This window comes from Streptomyces sp. NPDC048504, assembly GCF_043200035.1.
Taxonomy (GTDB): domain Bacteria; phylum Actinomycetota; class Actinomycetes; order Streptomycetales; family Streptomycetaceae; genus Streptomyces.
Map to the genome: position 1 here is coordinate 436,736 of NZ_JBICXA010000002.1, position 21,940 is coordinate 458,675.

General features: G+C 69.8%; 22 protein-coding genes. 10 read left to right on the forward strand and 12 right to left on the reverse strand.

Features of this window, described 5'->3' with window-relative positions; genetic code table 11:
• Nucleotides 1–11: 11 nt before the first annotated feature.
• Nucleotides 12–1,364, reverse strand: a complete 1,353-nt coding sequence (locus tag ACGFY9_RS06240) for an MFS transporter (RefSeq protein WP_393752466.1) — start codon at nt 1,362–1,364, stop codon at nt 12–14.
• 149 nt (nt 1,365–1,513) lie between these two features.
• Nucleotides 1,514–1,951, reverse strand: a complete 438-nt coding sequence (locus ACGFY9_RS06245; protein ID WP_019072529.1) for a MarR family winged helix-turn-helix transcriptional regulator — start codon at nt 1,949–1,951, stop codon at nt 1,514–1,516.
• Between the two features lie 154 nt (nt 1,952–2,105).
• Between ACGFY9_RS06245 and ACGFY9_RS06250 the strand changes: the two genes are divergently transcribed.
• Nucleotides 2,106–2,288 carry a BrnA antitoxin family protein gene (locus ACGFY9_RS06250; RefSeq protein ID WP_262064267.1) on the forward strand — a complete coding sequence of 61 codons (183 nt, stop codon included), beginning with the start codon at nt 2,106–2,108 and terminating at the stop codon, nt 2,286–2,288.
• 19 nt (nt 2,289–2,307) lie between these two features.
• On the opposite strand, the gene ACGFY9_RS06255 is transcribed toward ACGFY9_RS06250, so the two are convergent.
• Nucleotides 2,308–3,702: an NCS2 family permease gene (locus tag ACGFY9_RS06255; RefSeq protein ID WP_393752469.1), complete on the reverse strand. Its 1,395-nt coding sequence runs from the start codon at nt 3,700–3,702 to the stop codon at nt 2,308–2,310.
• A 143-nt stretch (nt 3,703–3,845) separates the two neighbouring features.
• On the opposite strand from ACGFY9_RS06255, the gene ACGFY9_RS06260 reads away from it, so the two are divergent.
• Together ACGFY9_RS06260 and ACGFY9_RS06265 are read left to right on the forward strand one after the other, a co-directional pair.
• A complete protein-coding gene (locus ACGFY9_RS06260) occupies nt 3,846–4,172 on the forward strand; it encodes a DUF2530 domain-containing protein (RefSeq protein WP_393752471.1) in 327 nt (108 codons plus the stop codon).
• 113 nt (nt 4,173–4,285) lie between these two features.
• On the forward strand, nt 4,286–6,682 hold the full coding sequence (locus ACGFY9_RS06265; protein WP_393752473.1) for an HAD-IC family P-type ATPase: 2,397 nt from the start codon (nt 4,286–4,288) through the stop codon (nt 6,680–6,682).
• Nucleotides 6,683–6,912: 230 nt separating this feature from the next.
• On the opposite strand, the gene ACGFY9_RS06270 is transcribed toward ACGFY9_RS06265, so the two are convergent.
• The 6 genes from ACGFY9_RS06270 to ACGFY9_RS06295 form a co-directional block, all read right to left on the reverse strand.
• Nucleotides 6,913–7,860 (reverse strand): hypothetical protein, encoded by a 948-nt coding sequence (locus tag ACGFY9_RS06270; protein WP_393752475.1) that lies wholly within the window; start codon nt 7,858–7,860, stop codon nt 6,913–6,915.
• A gap of 227 nt (nt 7,861–8,087) precedes the next feature.
• Complete coding sequence (locus ACGFY9_RS06275; protein ID WP_393752477.1) at nt 8,088–8,867, reverse strand: calcium-binding protein; 780 nt, start codon at nt 8,865–8,867, stop codon at nt 8,088–8,090.
• A gap of 125 nt (nt 8,868–8,992) precedes the next feature.
• A complete protein-coding gene (locus tag ACGFY9_RS06280; protein WP_393752479.1) occupies nt 8,993–12,118 on the reverse strand; it encodes a sacsin N-terminal ATP-binding-like domain-containing protein in 3,126 nt (1,041 codons plus the stop codon).
• A gap of 258 nt (nt 12,119–12,376) precedes the next feature.
• Nucleotides 12,377–12,556, reverse strand: a complete 180-nt coding sequence (locus tag ACGFY9_RS06285) for a DUF397 domain-containing protein (protein WP_393752481.1) — start codon at nt 12,554–12,556, stop codon at nt 12,377–12,379.
• Nucleotides 12,553–12,744, reverse strand: coding sequence for a DUF397 domain-containing protein (locus tag ACGFY9_RS06290; protein ID WP_393752483.1), 192 nt, complete (start codon nt 12,742–12,744; stop codon nt 12,553–12,555). Before ACGFY9_RS06290 ends, ACGFY9_RS06285 begins: the two co-directional genes overlap by 4 nt.
• Nucleotides 12,741–13,610: a helix-turn-helix domain-containing protein gene (locus tag ACGFY9_RS06295; RefSeq protein WP_393752485.1), complete on the reverse strand. Its 870-nt coding sequence runs from the start codon at nt 13,608–13,610 to the stop codon at nt 12,741–12,743. Before ACGFY9_RS06295 ends, ACGFY9_RS06290 begins: the two co-directional genes overlap by 4 nt.
• Before the next feature lie 154 nt (nt 13,611–13,764).
• Between ACGFY9_RS06295 and ACGFY9_RS06300 the strand changes: the two genes are divergently transcribed.
• The 3 genes from ACGFY9_RS06300 to ACGFY9_RS06310 all read left to right on the forward strand — a co-directional run bounded on the left by ACGFY9_RS06300 (nt 13,765) and on the right by ACGFY9_RS06310 (nt 15,705).
• Nucleotides 13,765–14,268 (forward strand): ATP-binding protein, encoded by a 504-nt coding sequence (locus tag ACGFY9_RS06300; protein WP_393752487.1) that lies wholly within the window; start codon nt 13,765–13,767, stop codon nt 14,266–14,268.
• 214 nt (nt 14,269–14,482) lie between these two features.
• Complete coding sequence (locus ACGFY9_RS06305) at nt 14,483–15,361, forward strand: helix-turn-helix domain-containing protein (protein WP_393752489.1); 879 nt, start codon at nt 14,483–14,485, stop codon at nt 15,359–15,361.
• Nucleotides 15,358–15,705 (forward strand): hypothetical protein, encoded by a 348-nt coding sequence (locus ACGFY9_RS06310; protein WP_393752491.1) that lies wholly within the window; start codon nt 15,358–15,360, stop codon nt 15,703–15,705. The genes ACGFY9_RS06305 and ACGFY9_RS06310 overlap by 4 nt, the downstream gene beginning before the upstream one ends.
• A gap of 96 nt (nt 15,706–15,801) precedes the next feature.
• On the opposite strand, the gene ACGFY9_RS06315 is transcribed toward ACGFY9_RS06310, so the two are convergent.
• Together ACGFY9_RS06315 and ACGFY9_RS06320 are read right to left on the reverse strand one after the other, a co-directional pair.
• Nucleotides 15,802–16,362, reverse strand: a complete 561-nt coding sequence (locus tag ACGFY9_RS06315; protein WP_393752493.1) for a Uma2 family endonuclease — start codon at nt 16,360–16,362, stop codon at nt 15,802–15,804.
• Nucleotides 16,363–16,385: 23 nt separating this feature from the next.
• Nucleotides 16,386–17,312 (reverse strand): DUF3027 domain-containing protein, encoded by a 927-nt coding sequence (locus tag ACGFY9_RS06320; protein WP_393752495.1) that lies wholly within the window; start codon nt 17,310–17,312, stop codon nt 16,386–16,388.
• Nucleotides 17,313–17,712: 400 nt separating this feature from the next.
• On the opposite strand from ACGFY9_RS06320, the gene ACGFY9_RS06325 reads away from it, so the two are divergent.
• The 4 genes from ACGFY9_RS06325 (at nt 17,713) to ACGFY9_RS06340 (ending at nt 21,194) form a co-directional block, all read left to right on the forward strand.
• Nucleotides 17,713–19,137, forward strand: coding sequence for an MFS transporter (locus ACGFY9_RS06325; RefSeq protein WP_393752497.1), 1,425 nt, complete (start codon nt 17,713–17,715; stop codon nt 19,135–19,137).
• A gap of 73 nt (nt 19,138–19,210) precedes the next feature.
• Complete coding sequence (locus tag ACGFY9_RS06330; RefSeq protein WP_266771202.1) at nt 19,211–19,675, forward strand: DUF2771 domain-containing protein; 465 nt, start codon at nt 19,211–19,213, stop codon at nt 19,673–19,675.
• Nucleotides 19,645–20,343, forward strand: a complete 699-nt coding sequence (locus tag ACGFY9_RS06335; RefSeq protein ID WP_393752499.1) for a futalosine hydrolase — start codon at nt 19,645–19,647, stop codon at nt 20,341–20,343. The genes ACGFY9_RS06330 and ACGFY9_RS06335 overlap by 31 nt, the downstream gene beginning before the upstream one ends.
• Complete coding sequence (locus ACGFY9_RS06340) at nt 20,340–21,194, forward strand: 1,4-dihydroxy-6-naphthoate synthase (protein WP_393752501.1); 855 nt, start codon at nt 20,340–20,342, stop codon at nt 21,192–21,194. Before ACGFY9_RS06335 ends, ACGFY9_RS06340 begins: the two co-directional genes overlap by 4 nt.
• 213 nt (nt 21,195–21,407) lie before the next feature.
• Here the strand turns inward: ACGFY9_RS06340 and ACGFY9_RS06345 are convergent, their stop codons facing one another.
• Nucleotides 21,408–21,791: a cold-shock protein gene (locus ACGFY9_RS06345; protein WP_019057239.1), complete on the reverse strand. Its 384-nt coding sequence runs from the start codon at nt 21,789–21,791 to the stop codon at nt 21,408–21,410.
• Nucleotides 21,792–21,940: the final 149 nt, after the last annotated feature.

Here is a 21,940-nt window from a genome sequence, read left to right on the forward strand (position 1 = left end):
CCGCACAACTCTCAGGCCGCCGTTGCCAGTTGCTCCCGCTCGCGCGGGACGAAGGCCACGGTCGGATGCCCGTGGTTCCAGTCGAACGACAGACGCAGGCCGCCGATGCGGGCCAGGATCACGCCGATCGTGGCCGCGGCGACGGCCGCGATGACGCCGCCCAGGGCGAAGCTCACCCGGGGGCCGTAGGCGTCGGTGATCCAGCCGACGATCGGTGCGCCCACCGGCGTACCGCCCATGAAGACCATCATGAACAGGGCCATGACGCGCCCGCGCATGGCCGGGTCGGTGCCCATCTGGACGGCGGTGTTGGCCGTGACGTTGACCGTCAGGCCGGCGATGCCGATCGGGATCATGAGGAGGGCGAACAGCCAGTAGGAGGGGGCCACCGCAGCCACCACCTCAAGGAGGCCGAAGGCCGCCGCCGCCGCGATCAGGACACGGAGGCGGGTGGTTCCGCGGCGGGCGGCGAGCAGGGCGCCGATCAGGGAGCCGACCGCCATGAGCGTGTTGAAGAGGCTGTACGCGCCGGCGCCCGCGTGGAAGATGTCGTCCGCGTAGGCCGACAGCCACACCGGGAAGTTGAAGCCGAAGGTGCCGATGAAGCCGACTAGGACGATCGGCCAGATCAGGTCGGGGCGGCCGGCGACATAGTGCAGGCCCTCGCGGAGCTGGCCCTTGCCGCGCGGGGCGCGCTTGACGGCGTGCAGGTCGCGGTTGCGCATGAGGAACAGGCTGGCCAGGGGCGCCACGAACGACAGGCCGTTGAAGAGGAACGCCCAGCCCGTGCCGACGCCGGTGATCATGACGCCCGCGACGGCGGGGCCGACCAGGCGGGCGGACTGGAAGTTCGCCGAGTTCAGGCTGACCGCGTTCTGCAGCTGCTCGGGGCCGACCATCTCGGAGACGAAGGACTGGCGGGCCGGGTTGTCGACGACCGTCGCGAGACCCACGGCGAAGGCGGCGACGTAGACGTGCCAGACCTGGACGTGGCCGGAGAGCGTGAGGAAGGCGAGGGCGAGGCCGGTCAGAGCCATCGCGGACTGCGTGACGAGCAGGGTGGGGCGCTTGGGCAGCCGGTCGACGAGGACACCGCCGTAGAGCCCGAAAAGCAGCATCGGCAGGAACTGGAGGGCGGTCGTGATGCCTACGGCGGCGGAGGAGCCGGTGAGGCTGAGGACCAGCCAGTCCTGGGCGATGCGCTGCATCCAGGTGCCGGTGTTGGAGACGACCTGGCCGATGAAGAACAGTCGGTAGTTCCGGATCTTCAGCGAGCTGAACATCGAGGACTTGCGCGGGGGTGCGGACAGGGAGTCGGGGATGGCTGGCGCGGGTGCGGAGTCTGCTCCGGTTCCCGAACTCAAAAGGTCGCCTCCTCTTTCTTTTGCTCGTTCGCCTACGGGGCGCTTTCTGCCGGTGTCGAGAGCCCGACCGTGCTCGACCCTTCGGGCCTCCGCGCGCTCGACCTCTCGACACCGGCGCGCCCCTACGGCTCACTCGCGCATAGGGGGATTTACAGGTGTGCGAGTTTCTCCAGCACGGGGGCGGCGGCGACGATCTTCGCCCACTCGTCCTCGTCGAGGCCGTCGACCAGGCCGGCCAGGAACGCGTTGCGCTTGCGGCGGCTCTCTTCGAGCATCGCCTCGGCCTGGGGGGTCTTGGTGACGACCTTCTGGCGCCGGTCCTCGGGGTGCGGCTCCAGCTGGACCAGACCCTTCGCTTCGAGCAGCGCCACGATGCGGGTCATCGAGGGCGGCTGCACATGCTCCTTGCGAGCGAGCTCGCCAGGGGTCGCGCTGCCGCAGTTGGACAGGGTGCCGAGCACCGACATCTCGGTGGGGCTCAGTGACTCGTCGACCCGCTGGTGCTTGAGTCGACGGGACAACCGCATCACGGCTGATCGCAAGGAGTTCACGGCGGCAGCGTCGTCGCCATGGGTTAGGTCCGGCATGTTCTTTAGCGTAACTCATTACTCTCTCTAAAGACCAACGGCGACACGCCGAGATGCCCGTGACCCTGGCCACTGAACCCTTCCGTCACCCATATGAGTGATCCGGGCGCGGAACGTCACCCGCCGCCGGGAACCGCCCCGGACCCTCGTCTACATGGGGACCAGCGTGCTCAGCCTGCGGATAGACGGGGAGCTGCTCGAACGGCTCCGACACCATGCGGCGAAAAGGGGAATGAGCGTCCAGGACTACGTGGTCCAGACGCTCATTCGGGACGACTTCGACGAGCGGTTCCAGACCGCGGTCGAGGAGACGGAGAAGTTCTACGGGGTCACGTGACCCGTCCGGTCGGGTCAGGTCAGGTCAGACCCAGCGCCGGCATCAGATAGTAGAACCCGAACACCGCCGCGACGACGTACATCGGCACCGGGACCTCCCGGCCCCGGCCCGCCACCAGCCGCAGCACCACGAAGGTGATGAAGCCCATGCCGATGCCGTTGGTGATCGAGTAGGTGAACGGCATCATCACCATCGTGATGAAGGCCGGGATCGCGATCGTGTAGTCGGCCCAGTCGATCTCCTTGACGGAGCCCGCCAGGATCAGGAAGCCCACCGCGAGCAGCGCGGGGGTGGCCGCCTGGGACGGGACCATCGTGGCGATCGGTGTGAGGAACAGCGCTACGGCGAAGAGCGCGCCCGTGACGACGTTCGCGAAGCCCGTGCGGGCGCCCTCGCCGACACCCGCCGTGGACTCCACGAAGCAGGTGGTCGCGGACGAGGAGCTGACACCGCCCGCGGCGACCGCGATGCCGTCGACGAAGAGGACCTTGTTGATGCCGGGCATGTTGCCCTCGCCGTCGGTCAGCTTCGCCTCGTCGCTGATGCCCATGATCGTGCCCATCGCGTCGAAGAAGCACGACAGCAGGACCGTGAAGACGAAGAGGACGCCGGTCAGCACGCCGACCTTGGAGAAGCCGCCGAACAGGCTGAACTTGCCGATCAGGCCGAAGTCCGGGGTGGCGACCGGGTTTCCGGGCCACTTCGGGGTGGTCAGGCCCCAGGAGGGGATCGTCGCGACCGCGTTCACGATCACCGCGAGGACGGTCATCGTGACGATCGAGATCAGGATCGCGCCGGACACCTTGCGGACGATCAGCGCGAGGGTGAGCAGGACGCCCAGGATGAAGATCAGGACCGGCCAGCCGTTGAGGTGACCGTCGGCGCCGAGCTGGAGCGGGACGGTGGTCTGGGCGGCGTCCGGGATGCGGGAGATGAACCCGGAGTCCACGAGCCCGATCAGCATGATGAACAGGCCGATACCGATCGAGATGGCCTTGCGCAGTCCGTACGGCACCGCGTTCATCACGCGCTCGCGCAGCCCGGTGGCGACCAGCAGCATCACGATCAGACCGGCCAGCACGACCATGCCCATCGCGTCCGGCCACGACATGCGCGGCGCGAGCTGGAGGGCGACGACGGAGTTCACGCCGAGTCCGGCGGCCAGCGCGATCGGTACGTTGCCGATGACACCCATGAGGAGGGTGGTGAACGCGGCCGTGACCGCCGTGGCGGTGACCAGCTGGCCGTTGTCCAGGTGGTGCCCGTACATGTCCTTCGCGCTGCCCAGGATGATCGGGTTGAGCACGATGATGTACGCCATCGCGAAGAAGGTGGCGAAGCCGCCGCGGATCTCGCGGGGGAGCGAGCTGCCACGCTCGGAGATCTTGAAGTAACGGTCGAGCGCGGTCGGCATTGGATGTTCCTACGAGCAGAAGTGGACAGACGGAAACCGTTTCAGTATGAACATATGAAGACGTCAGGCGCTATCTCCGCGCGTAGACCAGCGTGGAGCGGAGTGTCCGCCGAGCGCCTTGTGCCGCCTCGTAAGCTGGGGGCATGGCGAAGTGGACACCGACACACGAGGCACCGGAGCCCCTGGAGGGCCCGATCGTCCCGACCATCATCGGCGGCACGATCCTCTGGTTCGTCCTCTTCCTGGTACAGCTCCCCTTCTACGGCTGGTTCGACGACCACGGCCATCTGTGGTGGGTGTGGACCTGCCTGGCCGGGGCCGGGCTGGGGCTGATCGGCATCTGGTACGTCCGGGGGCGGGACGCGGCACTCAAGCGACTGGCGGCCGAGGCTGCCGCTCCGACCGCTTCGACCGATTCGGCCGCGTCGACCACTTCGGCTACGGAGACCCCCTCCTCTGCTGCGGAGTGATGAGGCTTCTCTCCACCCGGGGCATCAGCCCGCCCCGCCCGCCGTCCTCCCCTGGTCGGATCTTCCGGGCACTCGGCGGGTGAAGCCGTAAATCCGCACGTACCGTCGAATGCATGACGCACACCGACGCGGGCGCCGAACTCGATCCTGTGCACCCCGTGCCCGTCCCTCCCGCACGGGCCCGTGGGCTCACCGCCGCCGGGGTCGCCGAGCGGGTGGCGCGCGGGGAGGTCAACGACGTCCCGGTGCGCAGCAGCCGTTCCCTCGGCGAGATCGTCCGCGCGAACGTGTTCACCCGGTTCAACGCGATCATCGGCGTGCTCTGGCTGATCATGCTGTTCGTGGCGCCGGTCCAGGACAGCCTGTTCGGGTACGTGATCCTCGCCAACACCGGGATCGGGGTCTTCCAGGAGTGGCGGGCGAAGAAGACGCTCGACTCCCTCGCGGTGATCGGCGAGGCGAAGCCGACGGTACGGCGCGACGGAGCCGCGGTGGAGGTGAGCACCTCCGGGATCGTGCTGGGTGATCTCATCGAGATCGGGCCCGGTGACAAGGTCGTGGTCGACGGGGAGTGCGTCGAGGCCGACGGCCTGGAGATCGACGAGTCGCTGCTCACCGGTGAGGCGGACCCGGTGGTCAAGCGGCCGGGGGACGCGGTCATGTCGGGGAGTTTCGTGGTCGCCGGCGGTGGCGCGTTCGAGGCGACGAAGGTGGGGCGTGAGGCGTACGCGGCCCAACTCGCCGAGGAGGCCTCCCGGTTCACGCTCGTCCACTCCGAGCTGCGGACCGGTATCTCCACCATCCTCAAGTACGTGACGTGGATGATGATCCCGACCGCGATAGGCCTGGTCATCAGCCAACTGGTCGTCAAACAGCACGGGTTCAAGGACTCGATCGCCCGGACGGTGGGCGGGATCGTCCCGATGGTCCCCGAGGGGCTCGTGCTGCTCACCTCGGTGGCCTTCGCGATCGGTGTCATCCGGCTTGGCCGGAAACAGTGCCTCGTCCAGGAACTTCCGGCCATCGAGGGCCTCGCCCGCGTCGACACGGTCTGCCTCGACAAGACGGGCACGCTGACCGAGGGCGGCATGGACGTCACCGAGCTGCGGCCGCTCGGCGGGGCCGACGAAACGTACGTACGCAAAGTCCTGGGCGCGCTCGGGGAGTCGGACCCGCGGCCGAACGCGTCGCTCCAGGCGATCATCACCGCCTATCCGGACAGCGGGGAGTGGCGGTGCGTGGAGTCGCTGCCGTTCTCGTCGGCGCGGAAGTACAGCGGGGCGTCGTTCAGCGAGGGGAACGGGGAGTCGAGTACGTGGTTGCTGGGCGCGCCCGATGTGCTTCTGGGTGCGGATGATCCCGCGCTGGAGGAGACCGGGCGGCTGAACGAGCAAGGGCTACGGGTGTTGTTGCTGGCGCGGGTCTCGGGGGAGCTGGACGATCCCGGGGTCGTGCGGGAGGCCTCGGCGACGGCGCTGGTGGTGTTGGAGCAGCGGTTGCGGCCCGACGCGGCCGAGACGCTCGCCTATTTCGCCGAGCAGGACGTGCACGCGAAGGTCATCTCCGGGGACAACGCGGTGTCCGTCGGGGCGGTGGCCGGGAAGCTGGGGCTCAGCGGGCAGGTCGTGGACGCCCGTCAACTGCCGTCGGATCAGGGGGAGATGGCCAAGTCCCTTGACGAGGGCACGGTGTTCGGGCGGGTCACGCCGCAGCAGAAGCGGGACATGGTGGGGGCGTTGCAGTCGCGCGGGCACACCGTCGCGATGACCGGGGACGGGGTGAACGACGTCCTCGCCCTGAAGGATGCCGACATCGGGGTCTCGATGGGCTCCGGGTCCGAGGCGACCCGAGCGGTAGCGCAGATCGTGTTGCTCAACAACAGCTTCGCGACGTTGCCTTCGGTGGTCGCGGAGGGGCGTCGGGTCATCGGGAACATCACGCGGGTGGCGACGCTGTTCCTGGTGAAGACGGTGTACTCGGTGTTGTTGGCGGTGCTGGTGGTGTGCTGGCGGGTTGAATATCCGTTCCTGCCACGGCACTTGACGCTGTTGTCCACGTTGACTATCGGGATTCCGGCGTTCTTTCTCGCGCTGGCGCCGAACAAGGAGCGGGCGAAACCCCATTTTGTGCGGCGGGTGATGCGGTACTCGATTCCGGGTGGGGTGATTGCCGGGGCGGCGACCTTCGTCACGTATCTGATCGCTCGTCACGAGTACACGGGGAAGGGGTCGTTGGCGGCGGAGACCAGTGCGGCGACCTTGACCCTGTTCCTGATCTCCATGTGGGTGCTGGCGATCATCGCGCGGCCGTATACGTGGTGGCGGATCACCCTGGTCGCCTCGATGGGGGCGGCGTTCGTGGTGGTGCTGGTTGTGCCGTGGCTTCAGCATTTCTTCGCGCTGAAGTTGGTGGGGGTGACCATGCCGTGGATCGCTGTGGGGATTGCGGGGGTGGCGGGGGTTGCGTTGGAGCTGGCGTGGAGGCTGGTTGATCGGCGGGGGGCGGCTTGAGTGGTCGGGTGGGTGCGTAGTTCGTTCGGGTGCGGGCCGGTGGGGGCTGGTCGCGCAGTTCCCCGCGCCCCTAAAAACAGACCGCCGCGCCCTGTTTTTAAGTCCGCGCCCCTGAAAGCAGCTCGCCGCGCCCCTGTTTTAAGCTCGCCCCTGTTTTGAGCCCGCGCCCCTTAAAAGCAGCTGCCGCGCCCCTGTTTTCGGGGCGCGGCAGCTGCTTTTAGGAACTACTACTACTTCACGTCGACGTAGTCGCCCGTCGCGTTGATCGGGGCGGTGGTCGCCGTGCCCGCGAAGCTGTAGCGGAAGTAGCCGTCGACCGTGGCCTTGACCGTGGTCTTCAGGGCTCCCGTGGAGCTGGTCTTGATGGTCTTGACCGTGGTGTACGTGGTGGAGTTCTTCTTGCGGAACTGGAGCTTGACCGGCTGGGTGGAGTAGCCGGTGTAGTTGTTGGCGTCCCAGTTGGCGCGGGTCAGCTTGCCGGTGACCGTGATGGTCTTGCCCTTCTTGACGGGCTCCGGGGCGGCGTTGACCGTGAGCTTCGACAGACGGGTCACGTTCGGGGAGGCGAAGCCGGACTGGTCGGCGTAACCGACCTTGGTGACGTCGAAGGTGCTGCTGGTGGGGTCCTGGCCGTTCCACGCGACGGCCTCGGCGCCGGCCTTCCAGGCGCCGGCGTCGGTGTTCGACAGGTCGCCCTCACCCGGGTAGATGTCGAGGGAGCCCTTGCAGGAGGCGACGGTCGCCGAGGTGGCCGTGCAGGTGGCCAGGTCGTCGTCGAAGATCATGTTGTCCGGCTCGGTCGCCGAGCCCTTGTACAGGTACAGATCGGTCCAGAAGTCCGACGCGGTGATGTCGACGTCGGCGCCGTGCGTCAGCGTGTACGTGACCGGCACGGAGACGTGGGCGGCGGCACCGACCACGATCGGCTTGGCGCTGTGCACCTTGATGTTGGAGAAGGTGACGTTCAGGGCGTACGGCTCGTCGTCGGCCGGGGTGGCGACGGTGGAACCGGAGAGGGTGGCCTTGCCGGAGGCGGTGTGGGCGGCGGCCTCCCGGATCTTCGCGATGTCCGAGCGGTACGAGCCGGCGTCGGAGCCCGCGGCCTGCGCGGCCGGTACGGCGAAGGCGGAGAGGACCAGGGCGCCGGAGACGGCGGCCACGGTGGCGCTTATGCGCATGCGTTCCCCAAGTGGGAAAGGGGGCCCCGACGCGCTGGTCGTTCCGAACGGCTCGTCGTCGGCGCCGGGGCCCAAGTGATGGCGGAGCCTGTTGGCTCACGTGTTCTGATTCGCGACAGGTGGGGCAGGTTGTACGGCGGATCGAGACTTTGTGCGGGTATTGCGAACTGATGGTGAAGTACGGAGACTTCGCCGGTCGGCGGGGGCCGCGTGGGCCGCGTCAGGTGTTACTTCACGTCGATGAAGTCACCCGCGGCGTTGACGGCCGGGGTGGTCGAGGTGCCGGCGAAGCTGTAGCGGAAGTACCCGTCCACGGTCGCCTTGACGGTGGTGCTCAGGTTGCCCGTCGAGTTCGTCTTGACGGTCTTCACCGTGGTGTACGTGCTGGAGCTCTTCTTGCGGAACTGGAGCTTCACCGGCTGGGTCGAGTAACCGGAGTAGGTGGCGGCGTCCCAGTTCGCGCGGGTCAGCTTGCCGGTGACCGTGATGGTCTTGCCCTTCTTGACGGGCTCCGGGGCGGCGTTGACCGTGAGCTTCGACAGGCGCTGGACCTGGAAGGTCTTCGCGTTGTCCTTCTGGACGTAGTCGCTGTCCTTGCCCCTGGCGACCGCCCAGACCTTCCAGCCGCCGGCCACGGAGTTGATCAGGTTGGAGCGCGGCGTCAGGTCGAAGGCCGACTTGCAGGTCGACGTCGTGGCGTTGACCTTGGTGCAGGTGGCGCGGCCGTCGCTGCTGTTGGCGACGGCACCGCTGTCCGCCGAGTCGATGTCGGCGCCGTGGTACAGGATCGCCTGCGCCCAGTCGACGCCCGAGGCGTCCTTGACCGTGAAGCTGACGGTGATGGTCTTCTTCGCGGTCGCGCCCACGACGACCGGCTTGCCGCCGTTCACCACGACGGTCGAGATCGTGGTGTCCCCCCGGCCCTCGTCGGCCTGCGCGGCGGGCACGGCGAGAGCGGAGAGGGCCAGGGCGCCGGTCAGGACGCCGAGGGTGGCACGCATGCGCATGGGTTCCCCAGGTAGAGAAGTGATCGTGGAGCCTGTTGGCTCAGGTGATCAGATTCACGACGAAAGGGAATGGTTGTACGACTCGTGAACTTTTTTCGGAACGGCCGTGAAGATCGTCGACCCGCTCAGTCGAACCACCGGTCCCGAGCCAGTTCCTCCGTCCGCGACGGGTCTTCCAGCAGCGCCGCCACCTCGAAGCGGCGGGGCCACTGCCCGGCCGCCCAGGCCAGGCCGGCCGCCACGCCCTCCAGGGTCGAGGCGTGCAGCACGCCGTCCCGGGTGCGGCGCCAGTCGATCTCGACGCCGTCCACGACGAGTTCGTCGTGTTCGACGTAGGTCGCGGGGGTGAGGGGGCCGAGGAGGGTCCGGACGGATTCCGGTACGTCGTGTTCGGTGCCCTCGGAGGTGACCTCGCCGGTGACCGACTCGCTCAGGCGCCGGACCTGGAAGAGTTCGGCCAGCTCGGCGGCCCTGGACGGGCGTACGGGCAGGAGCGGGGTGCCGGAGGTGAAGGGCAGCAGGTCGGGTGAGTCGACGACCACGGCGTCCGCCGCGTCCACGACCGTCACCTCGCCGTCGACCACGGCGCGCAGGTCGTCCGGGAGGGTCACCTGTTCCGGGTCGAGGTCGGCCAACGCGCTGTACAGGGCGTGCAGTTGGGCACCGCCGACCTCGCGGTCCGGGTCGGCGAGGCGGTCGAGGAGTTCGGCTGCGCCGCCGGGCTCGTCGAGGAGGGCGGCGACCGAGGTGCGGACGCCGAGTGCCCGGAGTACCTGTTCGTCGTCGAAGCCGGTCGCGTCGGCCTCGTCGTAGAGGCCGCGCAGGAGCGGGTCGCCGCCGGCGGCCAGCAGGCCGGCCGGGCGGCGGCCGTCCAGTACCGGGTGGCCGCGCAACCACCAGGCCGTGTAAGGCCGTACGACCTCGTGGGTGCCGTCCGGCAGCAGGATGCGGACCTGTTGGGTGATCGCGTCGCGGAGCGGGGGCCGGGCGAGGAGGGCGAGGGCCTGGGGCCAGCGGTCCTCGTCGACGAGGTCCAGGTCGCGTACGGCGACGAGTTCGGTCGCCACGGGGGGTACGGGGCTGTCGGGGAAGCGGTCGAGGACGTCCTCCGACCACACGTCCACGGAGTCCAGGAGGCCCGGGTCGTCGGGTTCCGCGAAGTCGCTGTCGCGGGGCTCCAGTTCGTCCGGGTCGAGGACGACGTCGGTGGCGCGGACCAGGGCGAAGGTGGCGAGGACTCCGCAGGCGGCGAGGGGCTGTTCGCCCCAGCGGTCGGCCAAGTCGGCTTCCACGAAGGCCAGTTCGTCGTCCCGCATCACCTGGGCGAACGGGCTGCCGGGCAGCACCAGTTCGCCGGCGGGGGCGAGTTCGCCGTCCTCGTCGGGCAGGGCGAGGGCGCCGAGCCAGGGTTCGTCACCGGGTTCCAGGCCCGCGTCCCGGACGAGGGCGAGGACGGTCTCCGCCAACTCGTCGCTGTCCGGGGCGACTTCGTCCCACATGGCCCCGCCCTCCTCGTCGAGGGAGGCGGCCACGGCGGCCCGTACCTGGGGTGTCGTCAGCACCGCGCGGGGCGTCGCGGGCAGCGCGCCGAGCTTCTCCAGCAGGGGATGCGCGGCGTCCGGGTGGGCGACCTTGAGGCCCAGCCGGGCGAGGACTTCGGGCTCGACCTGGGCGGAGTCGGGGGCGGGGAGGAGGACCTGTCGTGGCCCGATCGTCGTCCTGCCGTCCGCGAGCGGGACGGGCAGCCCGGTGAGCCGGTCGGGGTCCACGCCCGCGAGGCTGTCGTAGAGCCGTCGCCACCAGTCGGGGTTCTTCTCCAGGCCGGCCAGGCGGTCGACGGCGTCGGTGAGGGGGACGCGGGCGACGCCCAACGTCCGTAGTTCCACGCGGCGTTCGAGGCCGGCGGGCAGGAGGGTGGGGAGTACCTCGGCGAGGACGCGCACGGTGTCGGCTCCGGCGCCCTCGACGACCTCGGCGTCCCGGGGCCGTAGCGACTCGGGCAGGTCGGAGTCGTCGCCTGTGGGCTCGATGGCGGGCGGGAGGAAGGACGTTCGCGGCAGGCGCTTCAGGATCGCCTGCCTCAGCGTCCCGTCCAACTCCCCCTTGCCCAGCGGGCCGGGGACGAGGTCGATGATGCCGCTGGTCACCGGGCGCCAGGCGGCGAGGAGTTCGACGTACGCGTCCGCCGCGCGCTCCACGACGAAGTCGGTCAGCGGGCCGGGGGCGGCGTGCCGACGGGTGGTGTCGAGGGGGAGGGAAGCGATCAACAGGGCGGGTACGCCCAGGGGTTCGTCACTGGGGGTGGGCGCGTGGACGACGGGGCTGGTGCGGGGCCGGGCCGGAGTGCCGTCCTCGTCGACGGGCACGGCCCAGGTCACGGACCAGTAAGGGCGCAGCCGCTCCTCGACGGGCCGGTCCGCGAGGAGTTCCTTGGCGAGTTCCCCGTGCGCGGCGGCCGTACGCCAGCGGGTGGTTCCGTCCCGGCTGTCGTCCACGACGGTGTCGGCGCGGTCGGTGCGGCGGGTGAGGGTGCGGGGTGCCTGGTCCCCTACTTCGACCACGACTTCGGTCAGCCCCGGGAGGGCGAGGAGCAGCGCGTCGTCCACGGCGCCGAGGAGGCGCTCGGCCAGGTCCTCGGCGGCGGTGTCGCGCAGGGGGAGGATGACGACCGTGTCGTAGGAGTCGGGGGCGGTGCCCTCGGCGGCGAACGGGAGGCGCAGCAGCGGGATGTGGCCGTCGCGGCGGCGGATCTCGGTGCCGAGGCCGGGGCTGTGGCGGGCGGTGTCGTCGGCGAGGGTGCGGGCCTCGGCGAGGGACCAGCGGACGCCGCCGTGCCGTCCGACGACGGCGGGTTCGTCGGTGACGGCGACGACCGCGGCGAAGCCGACGCCGAACCGTCCGACGGCACTGTCACCGGCATCGCGTTTCGCGGAGGCGCGGAGGGTGGAGAGGGATTCGACACCGGCCGCGTCGAGGGGGACGCCGGTGTTGGCGGCGCAGAGGACGCCGTCGCGGAGGGTGAGCCGGAGCCGGCCTGCCACACCGGCGCGGGCGGCGGCGTCGGCGGCGTTCTGAGCGAGCTCGACGACCAGCCGGTCCCGGTACCCGCCGAGGACGAGATCTTCCTCGGCGTTGGCGTCCTCCCGGAACCGGGCCGGACTGGTCGCCCAGGCATCGAGCACCCCACGCCGCAGACGGGCGGTCCCGAACGGGTCGGCACCCTCGGCAGCGGGCCGCACGAACTTACTCACGTACGTTCACTCTCCTCATCGACGTCGCGATGAAGGTACCGCGCGGAGGGGGGTGCGGTTGCCGGGGAGGGTGTCCGGTGGGTGGGGTGCGGGGGGTCGCTGGAGGCTGGGGGTAAATCTAACCGGTGTGCGTCCCGGTGACGGGTTAGAAAAGACCCCAGCCTGCGGGAGGGTGTGGGGGGCGGGGGGATGCGGTCGTGTACCTAAGCTCGGTTCACGGACATTCGCGGCATCGATCCCCGTGCCTGGCCGACCCGTTCACCGACGCGTGACGAACTCCGTCCAGGCGGCGGGGGTGAGGGTGAGGCGGGGGCCGTCCGTGTGCTTGGAGTCACGGACGTGGACCGTGCGGGGCGCTACCGCGATCTCGACGCACGACTCGCCGTTGGTGCCGCCGCTGTAACTGCTTTTGAACCAGGTCAGTTCGGGTGACGTCATGCTTCTCCCAGCTGGTGCACGAACCCCGTCCAGGCGGCCGAGGTGACGGTGAACCGAGGGCCCTCGACGGTCTTGGAGTCACGGACATGGACGGTGCCGGGGGCTACGGCGATCTCAACGCAGGAGTCGCCCTCGGTGCCGTCGCTGTAGCTGCTCTTGAACCAGGCCAGTTCGGGCTCGCGGATCATGTTTCTCCCAGCAGGTGTTCGATGAAGACGAGTGACTCCCCCGGCGTGAGAGCCTGAGCCCGGATGGTGCCATACCGCAGTTCGAGAACGCGGAGTTCCCTCGGCTCCGAAGTCGGACGGCCAGCGAAGGCCCCGTCGGAACGCCCCACGGCCGTGCCATCCGCGAACTTCAGTAACTCGATCTTCCCATCCACACCGGGATGCGCGCCCGTCTCTGTGGGCATCACCTGGAAGGTGACGTTGCGCAACTGCCCCACCTCCAGCAGATGTTCGAGCTGACCACGCCTCACCATTGTGCCTCCGACGTGACGCCGCAGCGACGCCTCCTCCTGCACAAAGCTGATCGACGGCACGGACGTCCTGCCGAAAACCGCCTGCCGCGCCATCCGCAAGGCCACCAAGCGCTCGATCTCCGCGTCCGGGTAGGGCGGCTGCCGCGCCTCGAACAGTGCCCGCGCGTGTTCAGGTGCCTGGAGCAACCCGTGGATGCTGAGCCCGACGTAGACCCCGATCTCTACCGCGCTCGCCTCCAACTCGGCGATCTTGCGCAGCTTCTTGGGGTACCGGACCTTGGCCACGTCCTCCTTCATCGCCGCGATCAGCCCGTCCGCCCGCAGCACCTCTTCGGACTTGTCCAGATACTCCGGTCGGGGAATCCGTTTCCCACCCTCGACCTTGTAGACCAGGTCCTCGCTGTACCCGATCGCCACCGCGAAGTCGGCGGCCCGCATCCCCACCGCCTCCCGGCGCAGCCTCAACTGGCGCCCAACTGTGGCGATGACCGCCAGACCCCACTCGTCGTCCGGGTCGACCTCCCAACCTGGTTCATCCGCCTCGGTCTTGAGCTGACCCTCGTCCACCGACATTCCGCACCCCTCCGTCGTACGACCGTGCCGCGACGCCCCTACCCGCGCGCACCGTCCCGACAGCCCGGACACGACCGGACAAGCCGCGGACAGTCACCCTACGTACCGGCAACGTCACTGGTCACGGTAGGCACGCGCGGCCACGCTGAGTGACGTGATCCAAGAAACCACCGCCTCCGAAGCCCAGCCCAAACCCCAACTCGGCAACCCCGTCCGCAACTTCACGGTGCAGCTGTCCCCCACCCGACGCGGCGCCCGCCTCGCCCGTCTCCTGGCCACCGAACAGCTCCGCGCCTGGGGAATCCTGTTGGACCCGGCCCGCCAGATCGTCGCCGAACTCGCCACCAACGCGGCCACGCACAGTCGCGTACCGGGCCGGGATTTCAGACTCACCCTCTACGTCGTCGCAGGCATCCTGCGCATCGAGGTCTCCGACACCCGGGGTGACTGTCCGCCCTGCCCCCAACACCCCACGCGGGACGAGGAGTCGGGCCGGGGCCTGCTGATCGTCGAGGCACTCGCCGACCGCTGGGGCTGGGACCCGGGACCTCGCCCCCGCAAGACGGTCTGGGCGGAACTGGTACTGGACCACGCACCGAAGCCCGGAAACCCGAACTCCGGTGCGAGGGGCGCCTTTTCCCAAGAACCACGACGGTGAAAGAACCCCCACCAAGCCCCACCCCACCCTCCCGGCAGCCAGGCTCGCCATTCACCCATCCGGGTGAACATCATCAACTGGGCTGGATTCCGGGCAGGTTGCGTGATCTACGCTCAGCGCGACACAACCGCAGACAGCGGACATACGACGGCCCTCGCCGGGACGGCAATCCCAAGGCGAGGGCCTGACCACCTAGGAAGTAGCACCCTTCCCGATGGATACGTACGACATTAGCGCGCCTCCGCGCGCCCAGTCCCGGCACACCGCCAACCCTCACGCGAACCACCCGAACCGGCGGCCCAACGGTCACGGCGGGCTCACGCACGACAACGCCCGCCACACCACCCGCTTCACGGTGATCGGCAACCATCTCGCCCAGCACCCGGAGTTGTCGGCCCTGGCAATCGGACTCGGCGTCCACATCCAGTCCCTGCCCGCGGACTCCCGCGTCGACATCAAGACCCTCGCGGCCCGCTTCCCGGAGGGCAGGGACCGAATCGCCGCCGCGCTACGGGAGTTGGAGACCCACGGCTATCTCCGCCGCGAACGCCACCGCATCCCCGACGGCCGCATCGTCACCCGCACGATCTCGTGCAACCAACCCGGCAGCGGCCGTAGGGACCCCCACGCCCCGGCAACACCGAAGAAGCCGAAGAAACACACACCCCGCAAGGCACTCCCGCCCGTACCGCGCCCGGCGTACCCCTCCCCCGCGCTCATCCAGCAGGCCACGGACCTCCTCACGGGCCTCCGCCGCCACGATCCCCGCCTGCTCCTGTCGGCCTGCGACACGGCCCACCTGGCCCCGGGCGTCGCGGCCTGGCTGGAGCGGGACGTAGCCCCCACGGCCGTACGCCACGCACTCACCGCGGACCTGCCGCCCGACCCCCTACGCCGCCCCGCAGCCCTCCTGGCCCACCGCCTGAGCGCCCAACTCCCGCCCCCACCACCGTTCCGGGCTCCGGCACCACCACCAGCCGTACGGCACCCCCTCCAGAACTGCGAAGGCTGCGACCGCGCCTTCCGCTCGCCGATCCCGGGACATTGCCATGACTGCCGTACTCCGGTTGCCACCCACTGGAGGACACCATGAGCACTCAGGCCGACCACGGGCACGAGCTGATCCCCCGTCCCGAGCTGACGCCCGATGCCCTGCGTGCCGCCCTTGCCGTCGTCGCTCCGGGTCGGCTGGACGAGATGCGGGCCATGAAGGACGACGCCTTCGCCAAGGCAGTCGAGTGGCAGTCCCTCGGCCCGGTGCAGAGTTGGGTCCTGATCTGGGCCAGGGAGATCGAGATCGCCCGCCGCCCCGATCTGTCGACCCGCTACGCCCGCGCGGAGAGCAATCTGGAGCACGAGGATCCTGCCGTCGCGCGGGAAGCTCTCGGGGAGCTGAGCGCGGTCCTCGACGAGGCCATGGAGGCTGTTCGCGGGTGAGCTGGAAATGGGAGTACGTCTTCGGTGCCGAAGAGGCCGCCCGCACAGCTCCCGCCGATTTCCTCGCCGCCGTGGAAACGCAGGCCGCTGAACTGGTCAGCGAACGTCCGCCTCGGACTCGGGCTCCGGAAGCGGGAGTTGGTCGAGGTCGAGGGTGAAGGTGCGGCCGTCGGCCAACGGGATGGGGAGCTTGCCGGTGCCGTACTTGTGGGTGTGGGCAGCGATGTAGCCCGTGCCGGTCGGCTGGGTGTGGAGGACCACTTCCCGTGCATAGGGGTCCACGACCAGGTAGACGGGGATGCCGTAGCGGCCGTACTTCGCGGTGCAGTCGTCGTAGTCCTTGCGGACGGACGAGGTCGAGACGACCTCGGAGATCAGCAGGACGCCTTCGAAGCTGTAACGCTTGCCCTTCCGGTGGGCGTCCTCGCGGAGGATGGCCAGGTCGGGGGCGGAATTCTCGTCTGCGGGGAAGTCGATGTGCACGTCGGAGGCGACTTTCGCGCGACGGCCGAGGGATACGGCCGTCGCGTACTGCATCGACTTGATCGTGCTGGAGTGCTCGTAGCTCCGCGGGGTCAGGATGATCTTCCCGTCGATTCCGAAGAGGATCGCATGCCCTTCGGGAAACTCGGTACGCACGATCGCGTCGGTGCTCACAGCGTCACCCCGCCCACAGAACCCTACGAGTGCCCCAACTCCGCCGATTCCTCGTCCGCCCCCACAGACACCGACCCCGAATCCGCGGAAGGCCGCAGCGGGAACGGGTCGACCATCGTCTCGTCGATCACATGGGCCGGGGGCTGGGGCGGTTTGGGCATGATGGCTGCTTCCGAGTGGCCGCCGCAGCCGTAGGACAGGGACACGACGTGGCCGTCCGCCGGGGAGAACTCGTTCGCGCAGACTCCGAACGCCTGGCCCAGGGAGCCGCCGATCGCGACCAGGAAGCCACAGCTGACGCAGGCCGCCGGGGCCGCCTGGGCCATCGGGGTCTTGGGGCCGAAGCCGTCCTCCCAGCGGTCGGCGGCGACGTGGAGGCCGTAGCGGGAGAGGACCCGGGCGCGGCGGATGCCCAACTCCTCCGCCACCGCGGCGATCGAGCCTCGGGTCGGGGCGACAGGCAGAGCGGACGGCGCTCCCGCCGTCACCTCCGCGTCCTCCGACTCCACCAGCTCCGCCATCTCCTCGGAGACCGCGGAGTTCGGCGGGGGCTCGTCCTCGCCCGTGTAGCCGGGCTCCAGGCGGAGGTCCTCCGCGTCGGTGGGGAGCAGGTCGCCGGGGCCCATGTCGCCGGGGCGGAGGCGTTCGCTCCACGGGACCCATTCGGGGGCGAGGAGCGAGTCGGGGCCGGGGAGCAGGACGACCTCGTCCAGAGTCACCAGCTTCGCGCGGGACGCCCTCGCGACCGTCACCGCCCAGCGCCAGCCCCGGTAGCCGAACTCCTTGCATTCGAAGAAGTGCGTGACCACCCGGTCGCCGTCGGATTCGAAGCCGGCGTGCTCGCCGACCACGCCGGGTGCGGCGGCCTCCTCGGCTGCGGCACGGGCGAGGTCGACGGCCTCGGCGCACAGGCGGTCGGGGGTGCGGCTTCGCGTGGTCGCTGCGCTCACAGGTATCGCTTCTCTCCTACGCCGTCTCACGGGTGCGCCTGGTGTGGCGAAGGGAGCGGACGGAGCGGCTGAAAGACATGTACCAGGCCCTTGGGGGCACTGGTGGAGGGCCGCGTCGACGTCCGCGCCCGATCGCGCTCGGGCACGCCTACACCATCCATTCTGCGGGATGGCCGAGAGGCGCGCGGCCGAGAACAATCGCCACGGCGCGCTACGCACGCTACCTTCTCCCGCGCCATGCGCCCACACCGACGGCCCCTCGGGCGCTGCGCGGCGGTCATCCGGAAACCCGTAGGACGGTCGGCCGGAGACCTGTGGAACGGCCCAGAATCCACTTCCGTACGCCTCCATACGTGCGGTAACCGCACTACTCGCGCCGTTCTCGGGGCACTATGACGGGGTGGCAGCCGCGAGGTCGCCCCAAGGCGCCACCGGGATCGGTGGCACGAAGGGGAACATCCGAGGTGGCGGTTCGGGCCGGGTGAGCGGTTCCGTCCGCGCGATGGGTCGCGCCCTGCACTTCCCCGTCACCGGTACCGCCCGCGGCATCCGCAAGGCCACCCACGCGCACGGCGCGGGCGAGTCGGGCCTCGGCCGGCTCATCGAGCTGCACGCGGTGAACGGCGCAGGCGATGTCATGATCACCGTCGCCCTCGCGTCGACCGTCTTCTTCTCCGTCCCGACCGACGAGGCCCGGGGGCGGGTCGCCCTGTATCTGGCGATCACCATGGCGCCTTTCACTGTTCTCGCCCCCGTGATCGGGCCCCTCCTCGACAAGCTTCCGCACGGGCGCCGCGCCGCCATGGCCGCAGCGATGCTGGCCCGTGCCCTCCTCGCGCTGATCATCTCCGGCGCGGTCGCCAGCGGCAGCCTGGAGCTGTATCCGGCGGCCCTGGGCGCCCTGGTCGCCTCGAAGGCGTACGGCGTCGTCAGAAGCGCCGTGGTGCCCCGGCTGCTGCCACCCCGCATCTCGCTGGTGAAGGCGAACTCCAGAGTCACCCTCGCCGGGCTCCTCGCCACCGGCGTCGCCGCCCCGATCGCGGGCGCCCTGCACGCCATCGGCGACCCCTGGCCGCTCTACGGCGCCTTCGTGATCTTCGTCGGCGGTACGTTCCTGTCGTTCTCGCTGGACCCCAAGGTCGACTCGGCCAAGGGCGAGGACACGGCGCTGCTCGCGGCGGACGCGGACCATCTGCACGGCCCGCATCCCAGGGAGGTCAAGCGGCCGGGGCTGCGCACGGTCGGCATCGCCGTCACCCACGCGCTCGGCGCCAACGCGGCGCTGCGCTGGCTGTCGGGCTTCCTGACCTTCTTCCTCGCGTTCCTGCTGCGCGAGCATCCGATGACCGGGCAGAGCGCGGCCGTGTCGCTGGGCATAGTCGCCGTCTCGGCGGGCGTGGGCAACGCGCTCGGTACGGCGGTCGGTTCCTGGCTGCGGCAGCGGGCGCCGGAACTCATCATCGTGACGGTGATGGCGGTCGTGCTGGGCGCGGCGGTCACGGCGGCGATCTTCTTCGGCGCGGCCCTGGTGGCCTGTCTCGCCGCCGCGGCCGGGTTCTGCCAGGCGCTGGCCAAGCTGTCCCTGGACGCGCTGATCCAGCGGGACGTACCCGAGCTGGTGCGCACCTCGGCGTTCGCGCGCTCCGAGACGATGCTCCAGATGGCCTGGGTGCTCGGCGGCGCGATCGGCATCGTCATGCCGCTGAACGGCGCCCTCGGCTTCACCCTCGCCGCCGGAGTCATCGCCCTGGGCTGGCTGACCACCCTGCGCGGGCTGCTCTCCTCGGCACGTCACGGGGCCGGCGGACGCCCGCGAGTGGCCTAACCCGCACCACCCGGCCCGCCGCGCCGCACCCCACGTGGGGGGAGGACTGGACGGGCCCGATAGCCTTCGCCCCATGACCATGCAATCCGCTGTGCGACGCCGCCGCGCCGTCGCCGCCGCCGGCGCCGTTTCCGCCGGACTGCTCGTCCTGTCGGCGTGCGACAAGCCGACGCCGATCTCGACGATCACCGTCGGGAGGAACTCGGTCCACACGGAGGCCACCTGCTACAACGACGGCGACGCGGTGAAGACCGCGGACCTGCCGAAGTGCCTGAAGGCCTCCACGTCGATCTCGGTCGACCCGGACGACACCGTGCGCTTCGGTGTCGACCCGAAGATCGCCGACAACGGCTGGACGATCCTGATGAACGGTCAGCCGCTGACCGACTCCAGCAAGAAGACGTACCGCACGATCCCCGGCAGCGTGTTCTTCAACACCCAGTACGGCGCGACCGGCAACTCGACCGTCGTCTCCATCAAGGAGGGCGACAAGACGGTCAAGGGCCTGTGGTCCTTCAAGTTCAAGAAGGACTCCTGACCACGTCCGCGTCTACGCCGTCCTCCGTACGGATCCTCGTCGCCACCGCCGTCCCCGCCGAACGGGACGCGGTGGCACGGGCATTCACACATGACAGCCGGGTCGATGTCATCGCCGCCGGGGTGGGTCCCGCCGCTGCCGCCGCCGCTACGGCCACCGCCCTCGCCGGCACCCCGTACGCCCTTGTCGTCTCCGCCGGGATCGCCGGCGGCTTCCAGCCCGAGGCGCCCGTCGGCTCCCTCGTGATCGCCGACGAGATCACCGTCGCCGACCTGGGCGCGGAAACCCCGGACGGCTTTCTCCCGGTCACCGAACTCGGCTTCGGCACCGTCACCCACCGTCCGCCGAATGCACTCGTACGAGACCTCGCGGCCGCGGCCGGCGCCCGCACCGGAGCCGTACTCACCGTCTCCACTGTGACCGGAACGGCCGCCCGCGCCGCCGAACTCCGCGCCCGCCACCCCCGGGCCCTCGCGGAGGCGATGGAGGGCTTCGGCGTCGCCGAGGCCGCCGCCGCCCACGGCATCCCCGTCCTGGAACTGCGCGCGGTCTCCAACCCCGTCGGCCCGCGCGACCGCGCCGCCTGGCGCATCGGCGACGCGCTCGCGGTCCTGACCGAGGGATTCGGGAAGTGCGCGCCCGTACTGGAGAGTTGGAGACAGGTATGACCCCGTTCACCGAGCCTCTGCGGATCGCCTACTCCCCCTGCCCGAACGACACGTTCGTCTTCGACGCCTGGGCCCATGGCCGGGTGCCGGGCGCGCCCGCGCTCGACGTGACCTTCGCGGACATCGACATCACCAACGGCATGGCCGAACGCGGTGAGTTGGACGTCCTGAAGGTGTCGTACGCCGTGCTGCCGTACGTCCTCGACGAGTACGCGCTGCTGCCGTGCGGGGGTGCGCTGGGGCGGGGGTGCGGGCCGCTCGTCCTCACCCGGGGGGCGGACGTGGACCTCACCGGTCGTACCGTCGCCGTGCCGAGCGAGCGGTCGACGGCGTATCTGCTGTTCCGACTGTGGGCTGCGGACACCATCCCCGGCGGGGTCGGCGAGATCGTCGTCATGCCGTTCCACGAGATCATGCCGGCCGTGCGGGACGGGAAGGTCGACGCGGGGCTCGTCATCCACGAGGCGCGCTTCACGTACCAGAACTACGGCCTGCACAAGCTCGCGGACATGGGCGAGCACTGGGAGGCCACGACGGGGCTGCCGATCCCGCTGGGCGCGATCATCGCGAAGCGGTCGCTGGGCGCGGACGCGCTGAACCTCCTCGCCGGCTCCATCCGTACGTCGGTCCGGGCCGCCTGGGACGATCCCGAGGTATCCCGGCCGTACGTCATGGAGCACGCCCAGGAGATGGACCCGGCCGTCGCCGACCAGCACATCGGGCTGTACGTCAACGAGTTCACGGCGGATCTGGGGGACGACGGGTACGCGGCGATCCGGGGTCTGCTGACGCGGGCGGCGGCGGAGGGGCTGGTGCCGGCACTCGGCCCGGACGCGCTGACGTTTCCCTGAGCTTCCCGTTGCCCTGAACTGGGGTGCCGTCCCTGGGGGCTGCGCCCCCAGACCCCCATCGGCCCTGAAGGGGCCTCGTCCTCAAACGCCGGACGGGCTGATTTTGCGGGCCCGTGCCCCCCACGCCACGGGCCGAGAGGCTGGTGTCGCCCCTCGGCCCGGACCTGCTCGAATTTTCCTAGAGCCTCGAACTCCGCTGAATCTCCCGGACTTCTACACGTCCAACTGGTCGGCGACCGCGCGCAGCAGCCCCGCGATCTTCGCGCCCGCGGGCTTGTCGGGATAGCGGCCGCGTTCCAGCATGGGCGTGATGTTTTCCAGGAGGGTCGTCAAGTCCTGGACGATGGACGCCAGTTCGTCCGGCTTCTTGCGCTGGGCCGCCGCGACCGACGGGGTCGGGTCGAGCAGGGTCACCGAGAGGGCCTGGTCGCCGCGCTGACCGGCGACGACCCCGAACTCCACGCGCTGTCCGGGCTTCAGGGCATCAACTCCGGCGGGCAGAACCGAGGAATGGACGAAGACGTCACCGCCGTCGTCACGGGAGAGAAAGCCGAAGCCCTTCTCGCTGTTGAACCACTTGACCTTGCCGGTAGGCACGTCTGTCCTCGTCCTCGTACTCGTCGGAAAACTGCTTCGGATAGCAGACCGGCGGGTCGTCGGGACCCGCCGGTACCAAGGCTAATGGTCTTCAGGCCGGTGACAAGACGTCGCCCGCTTGTTCCTTCGCGCTGGGAACTACCCTGGTC

Coding starts and splice junctions, on each gene's coding strand:
- ACGFY9_RS06245 (WP_019072529.1), bottom strand. CDS start 1,951: ATGCCGGACCTAACCCATGGCGACGACGCTGCCGCCGTGAACTCCTTG.
- ACGFY9_RS06250 (WP_262064267.1), top strand. CDS start 2,106: ATGGGGACCAGCGTGCTCAGCCTGCGGATAGACGGGGAGCTGCTCGAA.
- ACGFY9_RS06255 (WP_393752469.1), bottom strand. CDS start 3,702: ATGCCGACCGCGCTCGACCGTTACTTCAAGATCTCCGAGCGTGGCAGC.
- ACGFY9_RS06260 (WP_393752471.1), top strand. CDS start 3,846: ATGGCGAAGTGGACACCGACACACGAGGCACCGGAGCCCCTGGAGGGC.
- ACGFY9_RS06265 (WP_393752473.1), top strand. CDS start 4,286: ATGACGCACACCGACGCGGGCGCCGAACTCGATCCTGTGCACCCCGTG.
- ACGFY9_RS06270 (WP_393752475.1), bottom strand. CDS start 7,860: ATGCGCATAAGCGCCACCGTGGCCGCCGTCTCCGGCGCCCTGGTCCTC.
- ACGFY9_RS06275 (WP_393752477.1), bottom strand. CDS start 8,867: ATGCGCATGCGTGCCACCCTCGGCGTCCTGACCGGCGCCCTGGCCCTC.
- ACGFY9_RS06285 (WP_393752481.1), bottom strand. CDS start 12,556: ATGACGTCACCCGAACTGACCTGGTTCAAAAGCAGTTACAGCGGCGGC.
- ACGFY9_RS06290 (WP_393752483.1), bottom strand. CDS start 12,744: ATGATCCGCGAGCCCGAACTGGCCTGGTTCAAGAGCAGCTACAGCGAC.
- ACGFY9_RS06295 (WP_393752485.1), bottom strand. CDS start 13,610: ATGTCGGTGGACGAGGGTCAGCTCAAGACCGAGGCGGATGAACCAGGT.
- ACGFY9_RS06305 (WP_393752489.1), top strand. CDS start 14,483: ATGGATACGTACGACATTAGCGCGCCTCCGCGCGCCCAGTCCCGGCAC.
- ACGFY9_RS06310 (WP_393752491.1), top strand. CDS start 15,358: ATGAGCACTCAGGCCGACCACGGGCACGAGCTGATCCCCCGTCCCGAG.
- ACGFY9_RS06330 (WP_266771202.1), top strand. CDS start 19,211: ATGACCATGCAATCCGCTGTGCGACGCCGCCGCGCCGTCGCCGCCGCC.
- ACGFY9_RS06340 (WP_393752501.1), top strand. CDS start 20,340: ATGACCCCGTTCACCGAGCCTCTGCGGATCGCCTACTCCCCCTGCCCG.